The organism is Hymenobacter gelipurpurascens, from assembly GCF_900187375.1.
Taxonomy (GTDB): Bacteria; Bacteroidota; Bacteroidia; order Cytophagales; family Hymenobacteraceae; genus Hymenobacter; species Hymenobacter gelipurpurascens.
Genome location: NZ_FYEW01000003.1, coordinates 197,659 through 214,077, shown reverse-complemented (window position 1 = coordinate 214,077; position 16,419 = coordinate 197,659). Strand labels below are relative to the sequence as shown.

General features: G+C 58.3%; 13 protein-coding genes. 6 read left to right on the top strand and 7 right to left on the bottom strand.

All coding sequences use genetic code 11. The annotated features are described in order from the left end of the window. Window positions 1-256: 256 nt before the first annotated feature. The gene (locus CFT68_RS19185; RefSeq protein ID WP_088845297.1) at window positions 257-1,102 is read right to left on the bottom strand and encodes a cyanophycinase; all 846 of its coding nucleotides are present in this window, start codon (window positions 1,100-1,102) and stop codon (window positions 257-259) included. 303 nt (window positions 1,103-1,405) lie between these two features. Here CFT68_RS19185 and mgtE point away from each other — a divergent pair, with 303 nt between their 5' ends. Both mgtE and CFT68_RS19175 read left to right on the top strand, forming a co-directional pair. Then, window positions 1,406-2,791: a magnesium transporter gene (mgtE, locus tag CFT68_RS19180; RefSeq protein ID WP_088845296.1), complete on the top strand. Its 1,386-nt coding sequence runs from the start codon at window positions 1,406-1,408 to the stop codon at window positions 2,789-2,791. A 53-nt stretch (window positions 2,792-2,844) separates the two neighbouring features. After that, entirely contained in the window at window positions 2,845-3,555 is a 711-nt protein-coding gene (locus CFT68_RS19175) for a hypothetical protein (protein WP_141106630.1), read from the top strand. Between the two features lie 19 nt (window positions 3,556-3,574). Here the strand turns inward: CFT68_RS19175 and arfB are convergent, their stop codons facing one another. Together arfB and CFT68_RS19165 are read right to left on the bottom strand one after the other, a co-directional pair. Further along, window positions 3,575-3,982, bottom strand: a complete 408-nt coding sequence (gene arfB / locus CFT68_RS19170) for an alternative ribosome rescue aminoacyl-tRNA hydrolase ArfB (protein ID WP_088845294.1) — start codon at window positions 3,980-3,982, stop codon at window positions 3,575-3,577. 60 nt (window positions 3,983-4,042) lie between these two features. Then, window positions 4,043-4,486, bottom strand: coding sequence for a hypothetical protein (locus CFT68_RS19165; RefSeq protein WP_088845293.1), 444 nt, complete (start codon window positions 4,484-4,486; stop codon window positions 4,043-4,045). A gap of 218 nt (window positions 4,487-4,704) precedes the next feature. On the opposite strand from CFT68_RS19165, the gene CFT68_RS19160 reads away from it, so the two are divergent. After that, window positions 4,705-6,762 carry a M13 family metallopeptidase gene (locus CFT68_RS19160; RefSeq protein ID WP_088845292.1) on the top strand — a complete coding sequence of 686 codons (2,058 nt, stop codon included), beginning with the start codon at window positions 4,705-4,707 and terminating at the stop codon, window positions 6,760-6,762. 56 nt (window positions 6,763-6,818) lie between these two features. Here the strand turns inward: CFT68_RS19160 and CFT68_RS19155 are convergent, their stop codons facing one another. Next, window positions 6,819-7,292: a nuclear transport factor 2 family protein gene (locus CFT68_RS19155; protein WP_088845291.1), complete on the bottom strand. Its 474-nt coding sequence runs from the start codon at window positions 7,290-7,292 to the stop codon at window positions 6,819-6,821. A 288-nt stretch (window positions 7,293-7,580) separates the two neighbouring features. On the opposite strand from CFT68_RS19155, the gene CFT68_RS19150 reads away from it, so the two are divergent. Continuing rightward, window positions 7,581-8,294: a head GIN domain-containing protein gene (locus tag CFT68_RS19150; protein WP_088845290.1), complete on the top strand. Its 714-nt coding sequence runs from the start codon at window positions 7,581-7,583 to the stop codon at window positions 8,292-8,294. Between the two features lie 87 nt (window positions 8,295-8,381). Here the strand turns inward: CFT68_RS19150 and CFT68_RS19145 are convergent, their stop codons facing one another. Together CFT68_RS19145 and CFT68_RS19140 are read right to left on the bottom strand one after the other, a co-directional pair. Next, window positions 8,382-11,273, bottom strand: coding sequence for a PA14 domain-containing protein (locus tag CFT68_RS19145; RefSeq protein WP_088845289.1), 2,892 nt, complete (start codon window positions 11,271-11,273; stop codon window positions 8,382-8,384). 357 nt (window positions 11,274-11,630) lie between these two features. Continuing rightward, window positions 11,631-12,197, bottom strand: coding sequence for a hypothetical protein (locus CFT68_RS19140; RefSeq protein WP_212590444.1), 567 nt, complete (start codon window positions 12,195-12,197; stop codon window positions 11,631-11,633). A 161-nt stretch (window positions 12,198-12,358) separates the two neighbouring features. Between CFT68_RS19140 and CFT68_RS19135 the strand changes: the two genes are divergently transcribed. Next, window positions 12,359-13,306 (top strand): 3-oxoacyl-ACP synthase III family protein, encoded by a 948-nt coding sequence (locus CFT68_RS19135; protein ID WP_088845288.1) that lies wholly within the window; start codon window positions 12,359-12,361, stop codon window positions 13,304-13,306. A 109-nt stretch (window positions 13,307-13,415) separates the two neighbouring features. Here the strand turns inward: CFT68_RS19135 and CFT68_RS19130 are convergent, their stop codons facing one another. Further along, entirely contained in the window at window positions 13,416-15,530 is a 2,115-nt protein-coding gene (locus CFT68_RS19130; RefSeq protein WP_088845287.1) for a matrixin family metalloprotease, read from the bottom strand. 198 nt (window positions 15,531-15,728) lie between these two features. Between CFT68_RS19130 and CFT68_RS19125 the strand changes: the two genes are divergently transcribed. Then, on the top strand, window positions 15,729-16,406 hold the full coding sequence (locus CFT68_RS19125) for a DUF3575 domain-containing protein (RefSeq protein WP_088845286.1): 678 nt from the start codon (window positions 15,729-15,731) through the stop codon (window positions 16,404-16,406). Window positions 16,407-16,419: the final 13 nt, after the last annotated feature.

The following is a 16,419-nucleotide window of genomic DNA, read 5'->3' as shown; positions in this document are numbered from 1 at the left end:
GGTTATGGAGCTAAATGTAGGCAGAAAAAACAATCCGATATTAGGCAAGCCGAGTAAGTTTTTGAGTCATCACTCACCTCCTGCCATTTTCCTTCTGTTTACAGGCCTAATAATACTCATCCGGCGTCAGATATCGGCCAGTATGGCAAGCACAGTGGGTTTTCTCTTCCGCAAGGCCTTGAACGCAGAAACCCAAACGGGCCGTATGCTTCCCCCAGAAAACTACTATGCGCGTGCAGAAGTGGCGGCAGGTGGCCTAGCGCACGTCGGCTTCTTCCTGAAATGTTTGCCCCTCTGCCGAAATCAGCTCCCGGGTTTCGAGGTTGAGGCGCTGCCCGGCTACCAGCAGGTGCACGCGCAGATTCTGGCCGCTTACCGGCTCGCCGCGCCCAATGCGGCCCAGGTTGCTGCCCGTCAGTTGGTGGCCATCCACCACCATCACAATGCCATCACCAAACACTTCTGCCTCCTGGCCGCCCCGGATAATGACGCCGGTTTCTTCCGACAGGCCTAGCCCCAAGCACATGGAGTGCGTAAGCAGAGCGTGGGCCAACCGCCCGAAGCGGCCGCGCTCCACAAAGTGCTGATCAATGAGCACCCGCGGCAACAGGCCTAGGCCAGGCTTCGTCTGGATGCCGCCTTTGCGCAAGGCGCGCCAGCCGTAGCCCGCCACCAGCATTATATCGGGCAGGGCGGCGGCACCGGCACTGGTACCAGCCACTATGAAAGCGGCATCCTGCTGGTACCGTTCGCGCAGAATGGTCAGGAACTCGGTGTGCTGCAGAAAATCGGTGATGCGCTCCTGGTCGCCGCCACTGAAGAACACGAGGCTGGCGCGGCGCAGGCGGCGCAACGTAGCGGGCGCATCGGCGCGGTAATGCTCGTTGATGGTGAGGTGATGGGCGTTGCGGCAACCCAGTTCGCGGAAGGCTTTCTCATAGGCCGAGGCGGTGCGGGAAGCATTGGGCGAGGCTACCGTAACAATTTCCAGCGGCGCATCTGGCGTCGGCAGCATGTCGCTGAGTAGCGCCAGCAGCGCATCATCATCGCCTCCACCCAGGGCGACGAGCGTACCAAGTGGCACAACGGACAGATCAGACATAGAAGGGCGCAAGATGAACGGGCGCTAAAGTACGTACCTACTCGGCTCTGAACTGCCAGCATCAGCGGAAGGTTACGCTCGCCCGCTGCGCAGCCCACTAACCTAAACCAGGTAGCCTAGCGAGACTGTTGAGGTAACTAAAAGTCCGTAGGCCACTTACCTGCGTAGATGGGGCATAGTTGGCCGGGGATTTATTCTGCAGCGCACCCCAGTAATCTGCCCCCGAAAGGCTACTTTTGCGCGCCGGTTCGGCTCTTGTCACCAACACCCTCTGCCTAGCGAGACACACCCCTCTTTGTTTACATGAATCAGCACCCGACTACCGAACACATTACGTCCCTGATTCAGGAGGGCGAGTTTTTCAAGCTCAAGGAACTCCTCAAAAATTTTGAGCCGGCCGAGTTGGTCGAGCTGATTGACGAAGAGGAAGAACGGGAACAGCTGATTATCTTCCGGTTGCTGCCACTAAGTTTGGCCACGCAGGTATTCGAATACCTCGATCTGGATATTCAGAAGCACTTTCTGGCTAACCTCTCGCAGGATAAAATTTCGGACATTCTCAACGAGATGTCGCCGGATGACCGGACGGCCTTGCTGGAATTCCTGCCCGATGACTTCGTAAAAGAGCTGATTCAGACGCTCTCGGAGCCGGAGCGCAAGGTAACGCTGGAGTTGCTGGGCTACCCCGAGTACTCGGTGGGCCGCCTCATGACGCCCGACTACATTGCCATTCGGGAAAGCTGGACGGTGCAGCAGATTCTGGACTACATCCGCCGGCACGGCGGGCAGTCGGAAACCCTGAGCGTGCTCTACGTAACGGACGAGCGGGGCGTGCTGGTAGACGACATCGGTATTCGGGAGGTACTGCTGGCCGACCCGCAGAAGCGCGTGACCGAGCTCATGGACCGCCGCTACGTGTTCCTGAAAGCTATGCAGGACCAGGAAGAAGCTATTGAGGTGTTTCGGCGCAACAACCGCGTGGCCCTGCCCGTTGTGAACGACGACGGTGTGCTGTTCGGCATCGTGACCATCGACGACATCCTCGACATTCGAGAAGAGGAAGACACCGAAGATATCCAGAAACTGGGTGGTTCGGAGGCCCTCGATGAGCCGTACCTCGATACGCCCATTTGGAAGATGGTGAAGAAGCGGGCTGGCTGGCTCGTGATTCTGCTCATCGGTGAGATGCTGACCACCTCGGCCATGCACCACTTCGAGGATGACTTACAGAAGGCGGCCGTACTAGGCCTGTTTATCCCGCTCATTATTTCGGCGGGCGGCAACGCGGGCTCCCAGGCCACTTCGCTCATCATCCGGGCCATGAGCCTTGGCGAGTTTACGCTCAGCGACTGGTGGATTGTAATGCGCCGCGAAATCATTTCGGGGCTGGCGCTGGGTGGTATTCTGGGCGTGGTGGGCGCCTTACGCATCGTACTGTGGGCTAATTACATCGACCCAGGCTACTTTGGGCCGTACTGGCAGCTGATTGCCGTTACGGTAGGCTTCTCGCTGCTGGGCATTGTGCTGTGGGGGGCACTATCTGGCGCCATGCTTCCCATGCTGCTGCGGAAACTAGGCCTCGACCCGGCTACGTCTTCGGCGCCGTTCGTGGCTACGCTGGTAGACGTTACCGGCCTGATTATCTACTTCTCAGTAGCAACGTTCGTGCTAAGCGGCACTTTGCTGTAGATTCAAGCGCTAACTACTGCGCCATGGACCATCGGGCTTTCTATTTGCAGAGAATGGCAGCCCGATGGACGGGTGCCTTAGGAGGTGGTATGCTGGCAGGCTGCGCCGCAGTAGGCCAGCTAGATCAGTTGCCCGAGGGCCAGTATAGAGCCATACAAACCAACGAAGCAACCCTACGACAGGCGCTGCCGCCGGGCCGCCCCCTTTACGCCCGGCAGCAGGGCGACACGCTCTTTTTTCGGGCCGATAGTCTCAGTCCAGCGCAAGCTAAGTGGCCTAGCCTGCCCGCTTTCTACCGCCTTCGCCCTGGCCACCATGTGGTGGTAGCGGCACGGCGGTTTGACTTAGATGTGTTCACAATTCCCTTCAAGATTCGGCCTTCTCGGGGCGGAGTTCCTCTTCAGCTCAACACCAACTTCAACGCGGCGCTTTACCTAGGCCGGCGTCTTGATTTCTATCATCTTACCAGCCACCAGTTGTTGGGTGGGCGCCGCCAGCCAGTGGTGCGCACTACTGGTTTGGGCTACGGCCTGTTTACTGGCCTAGGCTCATCACTCATCACGCCCGACTTTACGCGGCAGCAAGCTGTCACAGAATACGAAGGCTTCGTGGTGCATGCCGGAGCAGCTGCCATTTACGATGCGCACATTTTCAACCTGGGCCTGGCCATCGGGGCCGACCACCTGCTCGGCCCCGATGGCCGTAGCTGGATCTATCAGCATAAGCCTTGGTTTGGCGTGCTGTTCGGCCTAGACCTAAATTAATATACTTATAGCCAGTGCCCTAGAAGTCAACCCGACCACGATTGGCTTTTTTGTCGCCATGCTTTTTCTTGGACTCCAGCCTCTGCCGCACGGCGCCTTTGCTTGGCTTGGTGGCTTTGCGGGCTTTAGGCTTGTGCAGAGCTTTGCGCAGGGTTTCGTAGAACTTCTGCACAGCAATTTCCTTGTTGCGCAGTTGGCTGCGGTCTTCCTGCGCCGAGATAAGTAGCTCGCTCTCCGTGGTCAATTTGGAAGCCAGCTTTTGCAGCAGCGTTTCCTTTTGTTCCTCCGTTAGTAGCTGAGAAGCCGGAATGCTAAACCGCAATTCTACCCTGGACTCTACTTTGTTCACGTTCTGTCCCCCGGGGCCACTGCTACGGCTGGTCTGGAACTGAAGCTCGGGAAGAAAGGCGTCGGCGGGAGGAAGCATGGGATGATGTATGGCAGAAGATAGGTCAGGTGGGATGCTACGCGAGTAGCCAAGCCAGGTTCAGGCCGCAAAATTCAGCATTTTCCACAGGAGCCAGCCCAACAGGCCACTGCGCACCGTCCAGGCCAGGGTCCGGATCCAGTTGGTACGCACCAGGCCATCGATGGCTACGTAGTCGTAGCCCAAGGCCAGGCGGTTGTGGAACGGTACGGAGATGAAAAACGTGGCGGCCCAAATCAGGAGCACCAGCCCGAGCGCCCACCATACGCCCTGGCCTAGCGCCCTCCCCTGCCACGCCAGCCAGATGGCCAGCCCCAGCTCCAGCACCATCGGGGCCAGCACTACCCAACTGATGCGGCTGGAATGCTGCTGATGAAAGGCCGGAAACGTGTCGCGGGCGGCTTGCGCGAAGCTGGGGTAATGCACCAACTGCACCGTCCAGATGACGCCGGTGAGGTACGCGGCCAGGCCAAAGTTGAGGAGCAGCAGGAGCTTAAGCGGCATAGGAAAACGGGTAGAATCAGGCTGGTTACAGGCAGTAACCCAGGGGAGCTTCCAGGCCACTTCTCCGGCACTGTTTAAGATACAGATTACTCAAACAACTGGTTCCGAATACTGGCCTACGACACGCAGCCTTAGCCCAACAGTCTGCGTCCATAGGCCTACGCGAAATGCGAGCTTCCTGCTACATTCGCCGCACACATTTTGTCCCGTTCTCCTCTATGCACTTCCCTTTTACTCTGCGGCCCTGGCTGCTGGCTGCGCCGATGCTCGGTCTGGTGTTCACGGCCTGTCAATCCGGCGGCAAGTCTGGCGCGGCCCAGACCGATCTGCTCCAGGCCAACCTCGACACCACCGTACGCCCCGGCGACGACTTCTTCACGTACGCTAACGGCGCCTGGCTCAAGGCTCACCCTATTCCGGCGTCTGAAAGCTCATGGGGCATTGGGAAGGAAGTGCAGAACGAGGTGTACGCCCGCCTGCGCGCCCTCAACGAGGAAGCCGCCAAAGCCAATGCCAAAGCCGGCAGCAGCCAACAGAAAATCGGCGACTTCTGGGCATCAGGCCTTGATTCCGTGACGATTGACAAGCAAGGCATCGCGCCCCTGAAGCCGGAGCTGGACCGAATTGCGGCCATCAAATCAGTAGCGGATGTGCAGGCGGTTATTGCGCGCCACAAGGTGCTGGGTGTGAACTCGCTGATTGGCGGCTATGTAGGCCAGGATGCCAAGAACAGCGACAAAATGGCCATGCACCTGTACCAGGCTGGCCTGGGTCTGCCCAACCGCGACTACTACTTCAATAAGGACACCCGCACCAGCAACATCCGCAAGGAGTACGTGCGCCACGTAGCGCGCATGTTGCAGCTGCTAGGCCAGGACTCCGTGACGGCCCAGCGCCACAGTGCCCAGATTATGCAGCTGGAAACGGCCTTGGCCGGCTCCTCGCGCAAGCTGGAAGCCCTCCGCGACCCGTACGCCAACTACAACAAAATGCCGGTAGCCGGCCTGAGCAAGCTCACCCCTGGCCTCGATTGGAAACCCTGGCTGGCCCAGATGGAGCTGGGTAAAGTAGATACCGTGATTGTAGGCCAGCCCGAGTTCTACCAGAAGGCCGGGCAGCTGCTGAAGTCTACACCCCTTGAGCAGTGGCAGGCCTATCTGCAGTGGCACCTCGTGCACAGCTTCGCCGGCCAGCTCAGCCACCCGGTTGACAATGAGAACTTCCGTTTCTACGGCACCATTCTGCAGGGCCAGAAAGAGCAGCGTCCCCGCTGGAAGCGCGTGCTGGATGAGGAAGAAGGCGGCATGGGCGAAATCCTGGGTCAGCTTTTCGTGAAGGAATACTTCACCCCCGAAACCAAGGAGCGCTATGCCAAGCTAACGCAGAACGTGGTGGCCGCCTTCCGCGAGCATATTCAAGCGCTGGATTGGATGAGCGACTCCACCAAGCAAAAGGCCCTGGTGAAGCTGACCAAAATCGCCCCGAAAGTAGGCTACCCCGACAAGTGGCGCGACTATTCCTCGCTCAACATCACGCGCGATTCTTACCTCGGGAACGTGATGCGGGCCAACGAGTGGCAGTACCGCTACAACATCAACAAGCTGGGCAAGCCCGTTGACCGCACTGAGTGGGAAATGACGCCCCAGACCTACAATGCCTACTACAACCCCAGCAACAACGAAATCGTGTTGCCGGCCGCCATCTTCTCCGTACCTGGCTTAGCCGACAAAGACGCCGACGACGCCATCATCTACGGCTACGCGGGCGCCAGCACTATCGGCCACGAGCTGACCCACGGCTTCGACGACGAGGGCAGCCAGTTTGATGAGAAAGGCAACCTGCGCAACTGGTGGAGCAAGAAAGACCGCGCCGCCTTCCAGCAGCGCGTAAACAGCATCGTGCGCCAGTTTAATGGCTACACCGTGCTTGATTCTTTGCACATCAATGGCAAGGCCACGGCCGGTGAGAACATTGCCGACTTGGGCGGCATCGTCATTGCCTTCGATGCCTTCAAGAAAACCGACCAGTACAAGAAAGGCGAGAAAATTGGGGGCCTCACCCCTACCCAGCGCTACTTCCTGGGCTACGCCTTGGGCTGGCAGAACCATCAGCGCGATGAGGTGCTGGCCCAGCGCATCCTCACCGATGTACACTCTCCGGCTCAGTACCGCGTAAACGGCCCCTTCGCCGACGTGCCGGCCTTCTATGAAGCTTTCAATGTGAAGCCCGGCCAGAAGCTGTATCTGGCTGATTCTGCGCGTGTAAAAATCTGGTAGAATAAGGCAGGATAACCTTAAAAAAGCCCGGACTGCCAAGTGCAGTCCGGGCTTTTTTATGCTTTCAGCAGCTGTGCTTTGTAGGCCTCCAGCCCTTGGCGGGCAGAAGTGCGGACCTTATTCTTAAGAAACGCCGACCAGCCCAGCAGCCACCCCATCGGGCCCAGCGCCTGCCTCGACCAGCGCCAGAAGTTGAAGTCATCGTGGTGCGTCAGGATGAGGTTATCCCGGAAGGTGAAATGAGCTGGCACATGGTTATGCACCTTTCGGTTAGTTTGTGAAAAGGTGTAGTGCGCATCCCAGTTGGCGTGGCCTACGTGGTCATCGGCGGTTACGCCCGTATAGGTGAGCTGCAGGTCTTTGCCACGCTCACAGAGCATGCGCCACATCAGCCCTATATCAGTTCCCCGGAGGGCGAAGGCCGCATCATCGAAGGTGGCCTCGGGGTGGTAGCACGCGGCCATGGTCGCATACTCACGGCGCTGAAACGCCTGGTAGAAACGATGCAAAAGTTCTTCGTTCGGGTGCATAGCAGAGAGTAGGGAAACTTATAATCAGTCGGTGTATATAAAGCCGCGCAGTGAGACGGCGCCGCCTCTTGGAAGAGTATGTTTCAATGATAACCAGCTGCTAGGCCTATCCTGAAGCCACAGCAGGCCGGATGTGCCTTGGCTTCCCTCAGCCCAGCGGTGGCCTAGGCCTGACTGAAGTAGGCTTGCAGGCTATATAGATAAGACAAAATTCTTTCTGCCTCTCGGGCAACCGTTGTTCAGAGGGTTACATCTATCCTTTTGAAACTCACCTTATTCCTTCTGTCCATGAAAACGCTTCGCTTATTACTGCCGGCCCTGCTGCTTGCCCTGCTCGTTCTACCAGCGTTCCGGCCGCGTGTGGTGGCCACCCGCGAAACGCGCACGGTTTCGGCCTTCACCTCCATTGGCCTGGCCGGCTCGCCCACCGTAATTTTGCGCCAGGGCAGCCCGCAAAAAGTAGAAGTAGAAGGTGATGCGGAAGACCTAGGCCACCTCGAAACGACCGTGAGCAACGGGCGCCTGCGCATCGGCAACAAAAAGGAGAGCGGCACCTCCTGGTACCGCAATAAAGGCAACGTGACGGTGTACATCACCATGCCGACTATCAAGGCCTTATCAGTAGGTGGCTCCGGGAAAATACGGGCCAACGATGCCGTAAAAACAGGAGACCTTGACCTCTCGGTAAGTGGTTCCGGCGGCATTGAGCTGGCCAACCTGACGGCAGACAAGCTTAGCACTTCCCTGGCCGGCTCCGGTACCATTGAGGCGGCGGGCATTGCTCCTTCGCATGATGTAAGCGTGAGCGGCTCCGGCACCGTGAAGGCCACCAAACTACGCAGCGAGGCCTGCCACGTGAGCATCAGCGGCTCTGGCGACTGCCGCCTCATGGCTACCAAGAGCCTGGATGCCAGCATTGTGGGCTCGGGTGATGTGTATGTGATGGGCAGCCCCAAAATCAGCAGCTCAATCATCGGCAGCGGCCGCATCCACCGCGAGTAGCCACTCTGGCTAATTAACTCTCTGACAACAAAAAGCCCCGGCTACCAGGTAGTCGAGGCTTTTTATTTACTAGGTACTAGCCTAGGCCTATTCCACCGCCAGGCGTTCCGTGATGCGGCCTGCGCTGGTGGTCAGGCGCAGCAGATAGAGGCCGGCCGGCAGGTGGCCCGGCTGCACGGTGTACGACTGCGCAGCCTGCCCCAAAATAGTTTCCCGGCGCAATACCCGGCCCTGCATATCCAGCAGTTCTAGCTGCACGGGCTGCTCAGTGGGCTGCTGCACGCGCACCGTAAAGCTGCCCGAGGTAGGGTTCGGGAAGATGGTGGCCGTTAGGTTTTGCGCTAGGTTGCCGTTCCACTTAGCGGCTACCACAGAGGAGAAATGTACGGTACCATCCAGGTCTACCTGGCGCAGGCGGTAGTAGCTCACACCCGCCAACGGAGCGCGGTCGGTGAGGGTGTAGGCCTGTCGCTGGGTAGTGGTGCCAGCGGCTTTGCGGCGCTCCACGGCCTCAAACACTTTCCCGTTAGCCGAACGCTCTACCTCGAAGAAGTCGCTATTGGTTTCCTGCGCCGTTTCCCAGTTGGCTTTGATACCAGCTGCTACGGTTTCGGTGGTGAAGCGCGTCAGAACAACGGGCAATGGCGCCGAGGAACCAGTGGTGCAAAGCGAAGCAATGGGTACTACCTGCAGCGGCACACCCGCGTCAGCACTTTCGTACTCCAGTTTCAGCACATTGAAGGCACTATCGTCGCCATAAATCACGAGCATATCGTGCAGGCCAGCTGCCAGGAATATGGTACCTGTCAGCGTCTCGGCAGGGTGGTAGCCCCGGTTATCAATAAGCACGTTGGTAATTGAAGGTGACGTGGCTAGAGCACCGGCATCCAGCCAGAGCAAAGACCCATCATCGGAGGTAAGGTGGAAAGTGTAGTTGCCGGCCTTCGTTATCAGGATTCGGCCACGAAACTGGGCACTGAACCCGTCGGGGTCCTGCGCCGTGCCGCTGGCTACGCTGGCCAGGTCACCCCAGCTTTCCCCATCAAAGTCCAGCCGATTTTCGGAGCGGGAGAGGCCTACGGGCGTCCGGTCGAAGAAGGTGAGGTCGTAGCCGAAGTAGCCTTTGTAATATTGAGCATAGAGGCCGGAAGTAGCCAGTGTACCATCGGGATTGATGCCCCGGCACCCGGTAGGCGGCGCCGGAATCACGCTTATTTCTACTACATCGTTGAAGATGGCCGTGCTGCCGGCATTGCGGGCGCCAATGTTTAGCTCATAGTCTCCGAGCGGTACGCTGCTGGCTACCAGCACCTGCCCCGTAACGGCATTGAGCGTGATGCCCACTGGCAGGTCGGCGGCATTTTCCAGGATGTACTCTACAATGGCGGAAGCGCTGCTGGCCGTAGGCATACCCGAAACGCCTGCTAGGCCAGTCTGCACCCGCAGCACGCTCGGCGAGTATTGCAGCCTGGTAGCCAGTGGCTGGAGCGGCTGAACCGACGTGCAGAACTGTGCGGCCGGCACTATCTGGCGCGCAATGTTGGCCTCGGCCGACTCAAACTCCAGCACCAGAGCGCTGCCTAGAGTCTCGTCGCCGTAGAGAATCAGGAGGTTGTGCAGGCCGGCTTCCAGGCGAAGCGTGGTGGCCACGGTGCGGGCGGGGTGGTTGCCGCCATTATCGATAACCGCTTCCGATTGCTGCGGGGCTGCTTCCAAAGCAGCGTTATCCAGCCACAAATAGGCGGCATCATCGGAGGTCAGATAGAAGGTGTAACTGCCCGTGGTGGGGATGTACAAGCTGCTGCGCAGCCGCACACTAAAGACGTCGGGGGCATCTACCGGGCCGCTGGCTACGCTGGTAATATTTCCCCAGCTGGCGTCATCCGGGAAGTTTAGCTGGGCATCGGTGCGGGTAAAGCCGGGCTTGTTAGTAGTGAAGAAATTGACGTCGCCGTTGTAATACCCCGAAAAATACTCCGCGAAGAGGCCCGCAGTTACCGGGTTTCCGGCGAGGTCGTTGCCGCCACACCCACCAGTCAGCCCCGGCGTTACCAGAAACTGGTAGGCATTGCGGAAGATAGTGGTGCCATTGGCGTTGATGGCCGCTACATCCAGCGCATACGCGCCGGCTGGCACCGAGGCCGTTACAGCCAGTGCACCCGTAGAGGAGTTGATGCTGATGCCAGCGGGCAGTGGAGTGGTGTTGGCGAGTGCAAAGCCCGTGATGGCCGAACCTCCATCATCCACGACCGGTACTCCTGACGTAACCGCGTTGCCGGCAACCAGCGCCTGGGAGGCAGGCGTGTAGGCCAGGGTACGTGGGCTCAGCGGCCCCGGCTGTTGGGCCGTGCAGAGCACCTCCGAAGGCACCACCTGCCGACTGATACCCGGCCCTTCATATTCCCATACCAGCACGTTGTCGCAGCAGTCATCCCCGTAATGGATCAGGACGTTATGGAGGCCAGCGGTAAGCTCAACAGGCACTGCTACTGTCCTGGTGGAATGGTTGCCGCCATTATCAATCAGCGCGGAAGCGGTTGTAGGAGTTAGGGCCAGGGCCGCCCCATCAAGCCAGAGATAGGCAGCATCATCGGATTTGAGATAGAACGTGTACGTGCCAGCAGTGGCAATGCGCAGGCTGCCGCGCAGGCGCACGCTATAGTTGTCGGCGTCCTGGGCTGTTCCACTGCCGGCAGTTGGCTGCAAGTTGCCCCAGCTTGCTGCCGAAGGAAAATTCACTTGCGCATCTATCCGCCGTAGGCCCGGTGGATTCTGCTTATCGTTGAAGAAAGTCTGGTTATCCTGGAAATAGCCTGTAAAATACTCTGCGTACAAACCATTGGTGGCGGGCTGCCCCCCGGCGTCAGAACCTGTGCAGCCGGTAGGTTGGGCATGAGACACTTTTACAAGCAGCAGAAGCAATAATAACAATATCCATCCGAGCACCCGTCGGGCCAGTGAAGTAGTAAGTGTTTCCATAGGTGGGGATTTTTAACAAATACAGGACAATACTTATATTAAATATACATAACGGTAAACCAATTGCAACATTTTTATTTTATTTAGTATTAATTAATAAAGATAGATTATACTAAATGCATAGGACGAAATACGATTACTATTACAAAGCCCTTTATTTCAAACACTTATGATAAAAAATTTCAAGTTTATATAATTATATCATTGTGTGGGCTCACTTCCAACAATGAGAGCAGCCCCGGACGAACAGAACAAATGTTCTGCCGCCCGGGGCTGATCTCCTATTTAAGCTCAACTTTATCTCCTTATTACTCCTTATTGGTCAAGCACTTACTACGCATCAAGCTAAACAATATCCTAGAAGTCAAACAGTCCTCTCCGATCAGCTGGTTTGGCTTTGCGTTTCGACTTTTGCTTGTCTTTGTCGCTGCCGAAGATGTCGTTGAGTAGGCCAGTCTTTTTCTCTTTTATCAGGATATAGCGCACAGAAAAAGCGGTGGGAAACCGGGCCCAATCGTCGGAGTTGAACTCCACGCTGGGCTTGAAATCCAGAGAAAGCACAAAGGGAGTGAGAGCGACCTTGTACTCGATGCCGGCCAGCGCATCAATGCCCCCAAATGCGCCGGTATCTTTGTTGCGCCCCACGTGGCCGCCAGCACCGAAGTAATAGTTGAGGCTGGGCCCCAGAATCCCGAAGTGGCGCTCGGCCAGCAGAGTAGCCGTTACCTCGCGCGAAGACACCAGGCCTAGGCCCTCCAGAGTTGTTTTGTCGAAGATCTTTTGCTGCACTGTTAGGCCGTAATTACCAGCACCCAGACGGATACCTGCGGCCGTACGATACTTTTGCGCCTGGGCGGCTGGCACCCACAATAGGCCACAGCCCACCACTACCAAGGCCCGGCGAAGGAATTTCAGAAACATCATAATCTTATAAGAGCCGCACCTGAACCTGAGCAAACTACAGGCCGTTGAACGAAGATACGGCGTGCAAAGTACGGGCCATCTGCCGAAATGCCGGCAGAAGTTGCGGTCAGCAGCGTACCTTGTACCGTATTTTGCTTTGCCCTCATTCCTCCCACTACCGCGTGTACATTCATCAGGTGGCGGCTTATTTGCCCGCCGAAATCATCAATAACGAGCATTTCACCCGTTTAAACGGGTTATCCGACGAGTGGATTACGGAACGCACAGGCATTCGGGCACGCCGGAAGGCTTCTGCCGAAGAAAACACCAACACCATGGCGCTGGAAGCTACCCGCCGGGTGCTGGCAGCCGCTCCCGCTTTTGAGGCGGCTGAGGTAGACCTAATTGTGGGGGCTACCTACACGCCCCACGACACCATTTTTACGCTGGCCCATGCGGTGCAACGGGATCTGAACGTGTCGGATATTCCGGTGGTCAGCATTTCCTCGGCCTGCTCTTCGCTGCTCAACGCCATTGAGATTGTGGAAGGCTACTTCGCTATGGGCAAAGCCCGGCGGGCCTTGGTAGTAGTAAGTGAGCACAACACGGCCTACAACAACGAACATGATACCATGGCGGGCCACCTCTGGGGCGATGGCGCGGCGGCGCTGCTCCTGACACCGGAGCGCCTCGCCCCCACCGACCTGCTAGTGCGTACCGTGCTGACAGGCGGCGCCGGCAACATTGGCAAGGCCGATGTATCGGTTACGCTGAAGCCGGTTGAGAAAGGTATTGTAATGCCGTTCGGCAAAGATGTGTTCATCAATGCCTGCCAGTACATGACGCGCGTGACGCAGCAGGTCCTGGAGCGCAACAACCTGGGCGTGCAGGACGTCAGCTACCTGATTCCGCATCAGGCCAACCTGCGCATTACCAAAAACGTGGTGCAGCAGCTCGGGCTGGCTGAAGAGTGCGCGGTATCTAATATCGAGGAGCTTGGCAACACGGGCTGCGCTGGGGCAGCCATTGCCCTCGCCGACACCTGGCCTAGCCTGCAGCCTGGTCAGAATGTCGTCATTACGGTGTTTGGCGGCGGCTACTCCTACGGCGCCATGCTGCTGCAACGATAACCGACTGACCTACAGAACACTTTTCCGTTCTGATACTATACACGCTATACACGAAGCCCGCCCCAGCGCCACATTCGGGTAGCGAGGGCGGGCTTCGTACTGTACTGGCCTAGCGTGCAAACACTAGCCGCACCCGGCCACTGGCGCCGTTGGAGTCGCTCCAGCGGGCAATGTACAGTCCGGCTCGCATCAGCGGCGGCACAATAGGCAAGATATTCAGACCCGGCTCATAGTTGAGCACCGTGCCGCCCTGATAGCGCCCGATGGCATCATAGAAAAGCACCGTGATTTTGCCGGAGCTGGCGCCGCCCTGGTACTGCAGCGTTACGGGCGTACTGGCGCCTATGATGGGGTTTGGATACAGTACCAAGCCCTTGGCTGCCGCTGACGCATCATCGGTTGAGGCCAGCGGCACGGCCGAATCAAGCGAGTTATCGGGGCGGCGCACCCGCAGGCGGTAGTAGCTTAGTCCGGAGCGGGGCTGCGGATCCGTAATGCGGTAAGTTCCGTTTGCGGCGCCGGCCGCTACGGTACCCACGGCCTGCCAACCGGCCGTGGTATCAGAGGAGGCCCGCTCCACCACGTAGCCCGTCACGAAACACTCGTCGCGCGTGATCCACTGGAAGATAGTGCCAGCGCCAGGCACGAACTCTACCAGCTGGCGCGTAACTGGGGCCGGCAGCATAGGATTGCTGCCACTGCTGCATTCGGAGCGTACAAAGCCCCTGGTGCGCAGCACGTAGCGCCCCCCGGCTATGTCGCTGACAGCCGCCAGCCGCCGGCCAACCTGCCCCCGGGCCACGGCATAGTGCATCACGGCGCTGGGCAGAATCAGGTGGGAAAGCTGCTGAGCGTGGCCTAGCTCGTGCAACGCCACCGATTCAAAATCAATCTGGTTTGAGGAAGGGTTTGCGGGCCCATACTGCCAGTTGGTGCCACTATCAAACTGCGTATCAATCTCCTGCACATAGAAGCTTACCCGGTCGTTGGAAAGGTAGCACCCGCGGTAGTAGCTGGTAGTACGGCCCAGCACGTTGGTTGGCAGCTCCGTTCCCGTGTCAAAGCCGACCGCATTCTCGCCGTCTTCGGCCACGCCGCCCTTGGTTCGGGGGTCGCCTACTACCCAGTTCACACCAGTCTGGCACCGCCAGTTGGCCAGGGCGCGCTGCCAGGCAGCATTGGCCAGCGCATTGGAAGCAAAGTTGGGGTCGAAGCGGAAAGAGTAGCCGCCTTCCTTATTCTGGTTGAGAGCCCCGGGCAGCGTACGTAGCTTCAACCGGTCATCCTGCACGTTGGTGGCAGCATATACCACCGTGATAATAGCCGGACTCACGGCCTGCTGCTGATCAGTGGTCGTGACGCGCACGGGGCCGGTGCCTGCCGTATTACCACTGGCACTCAAAGACGGTACCAGCACCTGAATCCGGTTATCAGTCCAGCTGACTATGTCCGCGTCGGTGGCTTTGGTGTAGGTAGCGCCGCCATCGTCGGCGTTGCGGAACTCCACGAACCCGCTGCCCCGGGTGGTTCCGAAGCCGGTGCCCGTGATGGTGAGTACAGTTCCGGTACCGGCCGTTACGGTAAGCGGCCCAATAAACGAGATGACAGGGGCTAGCACTTTTCTGGCCACCGGCGTCAGCCGACGAGCTACTGCCGCTTCCAGCGTAGGGTTTGCCTGCAGCTGCGCTACACGAGTGCCGGGGGCCACTTGCTGGTAGAAGTCAGCATCAACGGACGAGTACGTGCGAAAGGGCTCGGCGGCCGTGAGCGTGCTTACATCGTAACGCACGAAGCCCTGCAAACTGGCGTAGGCCGCGTAGGCCACTCCGGCGGCAGCGGTACCACTGAAAGCGGCCGGCTCCAGAAAGAAAACCCCTTGCTGGCCGGGCACAAGGCTAAGCGTATTGGTCAGGTCTTGGCGGTCTAGGCCTACGGTGCCGCCTTCGGTAAGCAGCGTCAGCTCAGCGGGTGCCTGGCCTTTCAGCAGCTTGTACACGCGTACCCGGTTGCTGGTGTAGATGCGGCCATTGGTGCCCCGAAAGCCCTGGCTTTCCAGTACTTCGCCCTCAATGATGAGAGGTACGGCAGCCGCGCGCTCCTTTACGCCCACTGCCAGCAAGGAGCAGTGCACTTCGGGGGTGGCGGCAGGCAGCGTCTGTGCGCCGGCGCCGGCAGCAAGGAGGAGCGAAAAGGTTGATATCAGAGCAAAAGCCGATGCGTTCATATGGTATAATAGGCCCCAGGTGCGGCGCAGGCTCAAGATACAGGTTTTGCCCCGCCCTTGGATTTACCTGAGACCATTGTGCCCATATTTTATAGATGGCAGGTGGCCAAGCGCTACGCAGAATATTCTAGGCCACTGCCAACCTTTTGCTGGCTCCTTCTCTCCTAGGGGTATCCTCCATTTTTACTTCCTATTTCTATGCGTACTGCTTATCTGAAACTAGCGCTGGCCTTGGCAGTCGGCGCTCCGGCTGCCGTGCTGGCCCAAACTACTACGCCAGCTCCGGCCGCAGCTGTTCAGCTACCAACTCCGGCGCCCGAAATCACGCAGAAGACGCTGTTCAAGGCAGGTACCGGCATCACGCGGGGCTTTGAGCTGGGCGGTTACTCTGGCCTATCGGTGCCGCTGGTGTTGGGCGTAGAGCGCCACCTTACCCCAGCCGTATCGGTGTATAGCAACGCGTTTGGGGGCCTGAACATTGGGCGGCGTAGTGACTTTGACCGTTCCTTCCTCCGGTCTTTCGGTGCCGATGCCGGCGTGCGCTACTATTACAATCAGCAAAAACGCAAAGAGAAAGGCCGCGCTACCGGCCCCTTCGTTGGCAACTATTTCGCGCTCCAAACTACCTCTTCCTTTTACTCCAACCATCCCCAAAACTCCTACAACGAAGCGTATCGCTACCAGTATGACAACTCCAGCCTGAGCCTGCTGTGGGGCGCGCAGCGGCGCATAGGCAAGCATGGGCTGCTAGATGCTTACGTGGGCGCCGGTATTGAGAACCCCATGATGTCATCTTACCGAAACGGCTACCCGGAGTACAAGCGGCAACTCGGCATAAACGCCGAAATAGGTATCAAGATCAGCCTGATTCCTTAAGGATATTTTATCT

Bases quoted from the DNA above. Each gene is read 5' to 3' on its own strand.
- CFT68_RS19130 (WP_088845287.1), bottom strand. From the start codon at position 15,530: ATGAACGCATCGGCTTTTGCTCTGATATCAACCTTTTCGCTCCTCCTT.
- mgtE (WP_088845296.1), top strand. From the start codon at position 1,406: ATGAATCAGCACCCGACTACCGAACACATTACGTCCCTGATTCAGGAG.
- CFT68_RS19145 (WP_088845289.1), bottom strand. From the start codon at position 11,273: ATGGAAACACTTACTACTTCACTGGCCCGACGGGTGCTCGGATGGATA.
- CFT68_RS19175 (WP_141106630.1), top strand. From the start codon at position 2,845: ATGGCAGCCCGATGGACGGGTGCCTTAGGAGGTGGTATGCTGGCAGGC.
- CFT68_RS19165 (WP_088845293.1), bottom strand. From the start codon at position 4,486: ATGCCGCTTAAGCTCCTGCTGCTCCTCAACTTTGGCCTGGCCGCGTAC.
- CFT68_RS19185 (WP_088845297.1), bottom strand. From the start codon at position 1,102: ATGTCTGATCTGTCCGTTGTGCCACTTGGTACGCTCGTCGCCCTGGGT.
- arfB (WP_088845294.1), bottom strand. From the start codon at position 3,982: ATGCTTCCTCCCGCCGACGCCTTTCTTCCCGAGCTTCAGTTCCAGACC.
- CFT68_RS19150 (WP_088845290.1), top strand. From the start codon at position 7,581: ATGAAAACGCTTCGCTTATTACTGCCGGCCCTGCTGCTTGCCCTGCTC.
- CFT68_RS19125 (WP_088845286.1), top strand. From the start codon at position 15,729: ATGCGTACTGCTTATCTGAAACTAGCGCTGGCCTTGGCAGTCGGCGCT.
- CFT68_RS19160 (WP_088845292.1), top strand. From the start codon at position 4,705: ATGCACTTCCCTTTTACTCTGCGGCCCTGGCTGCTGGCTGCGCCGATG.
- CFT68_RS19155 (WP_088845291.1), bottom strand. From the start codon at position 7,292: ATGCACCCGAACGAAGAACTTTTGCATCGTTTCTACCAGGCGTTTCAG.
- CFT68_RS19140 (WP_212590444.1), bottom strand. From the start codon at position 12,197: ATGATGTTTCTGAAATTCCTTCGCCGGGCCTTGGTAGTGGTGGGCTGT.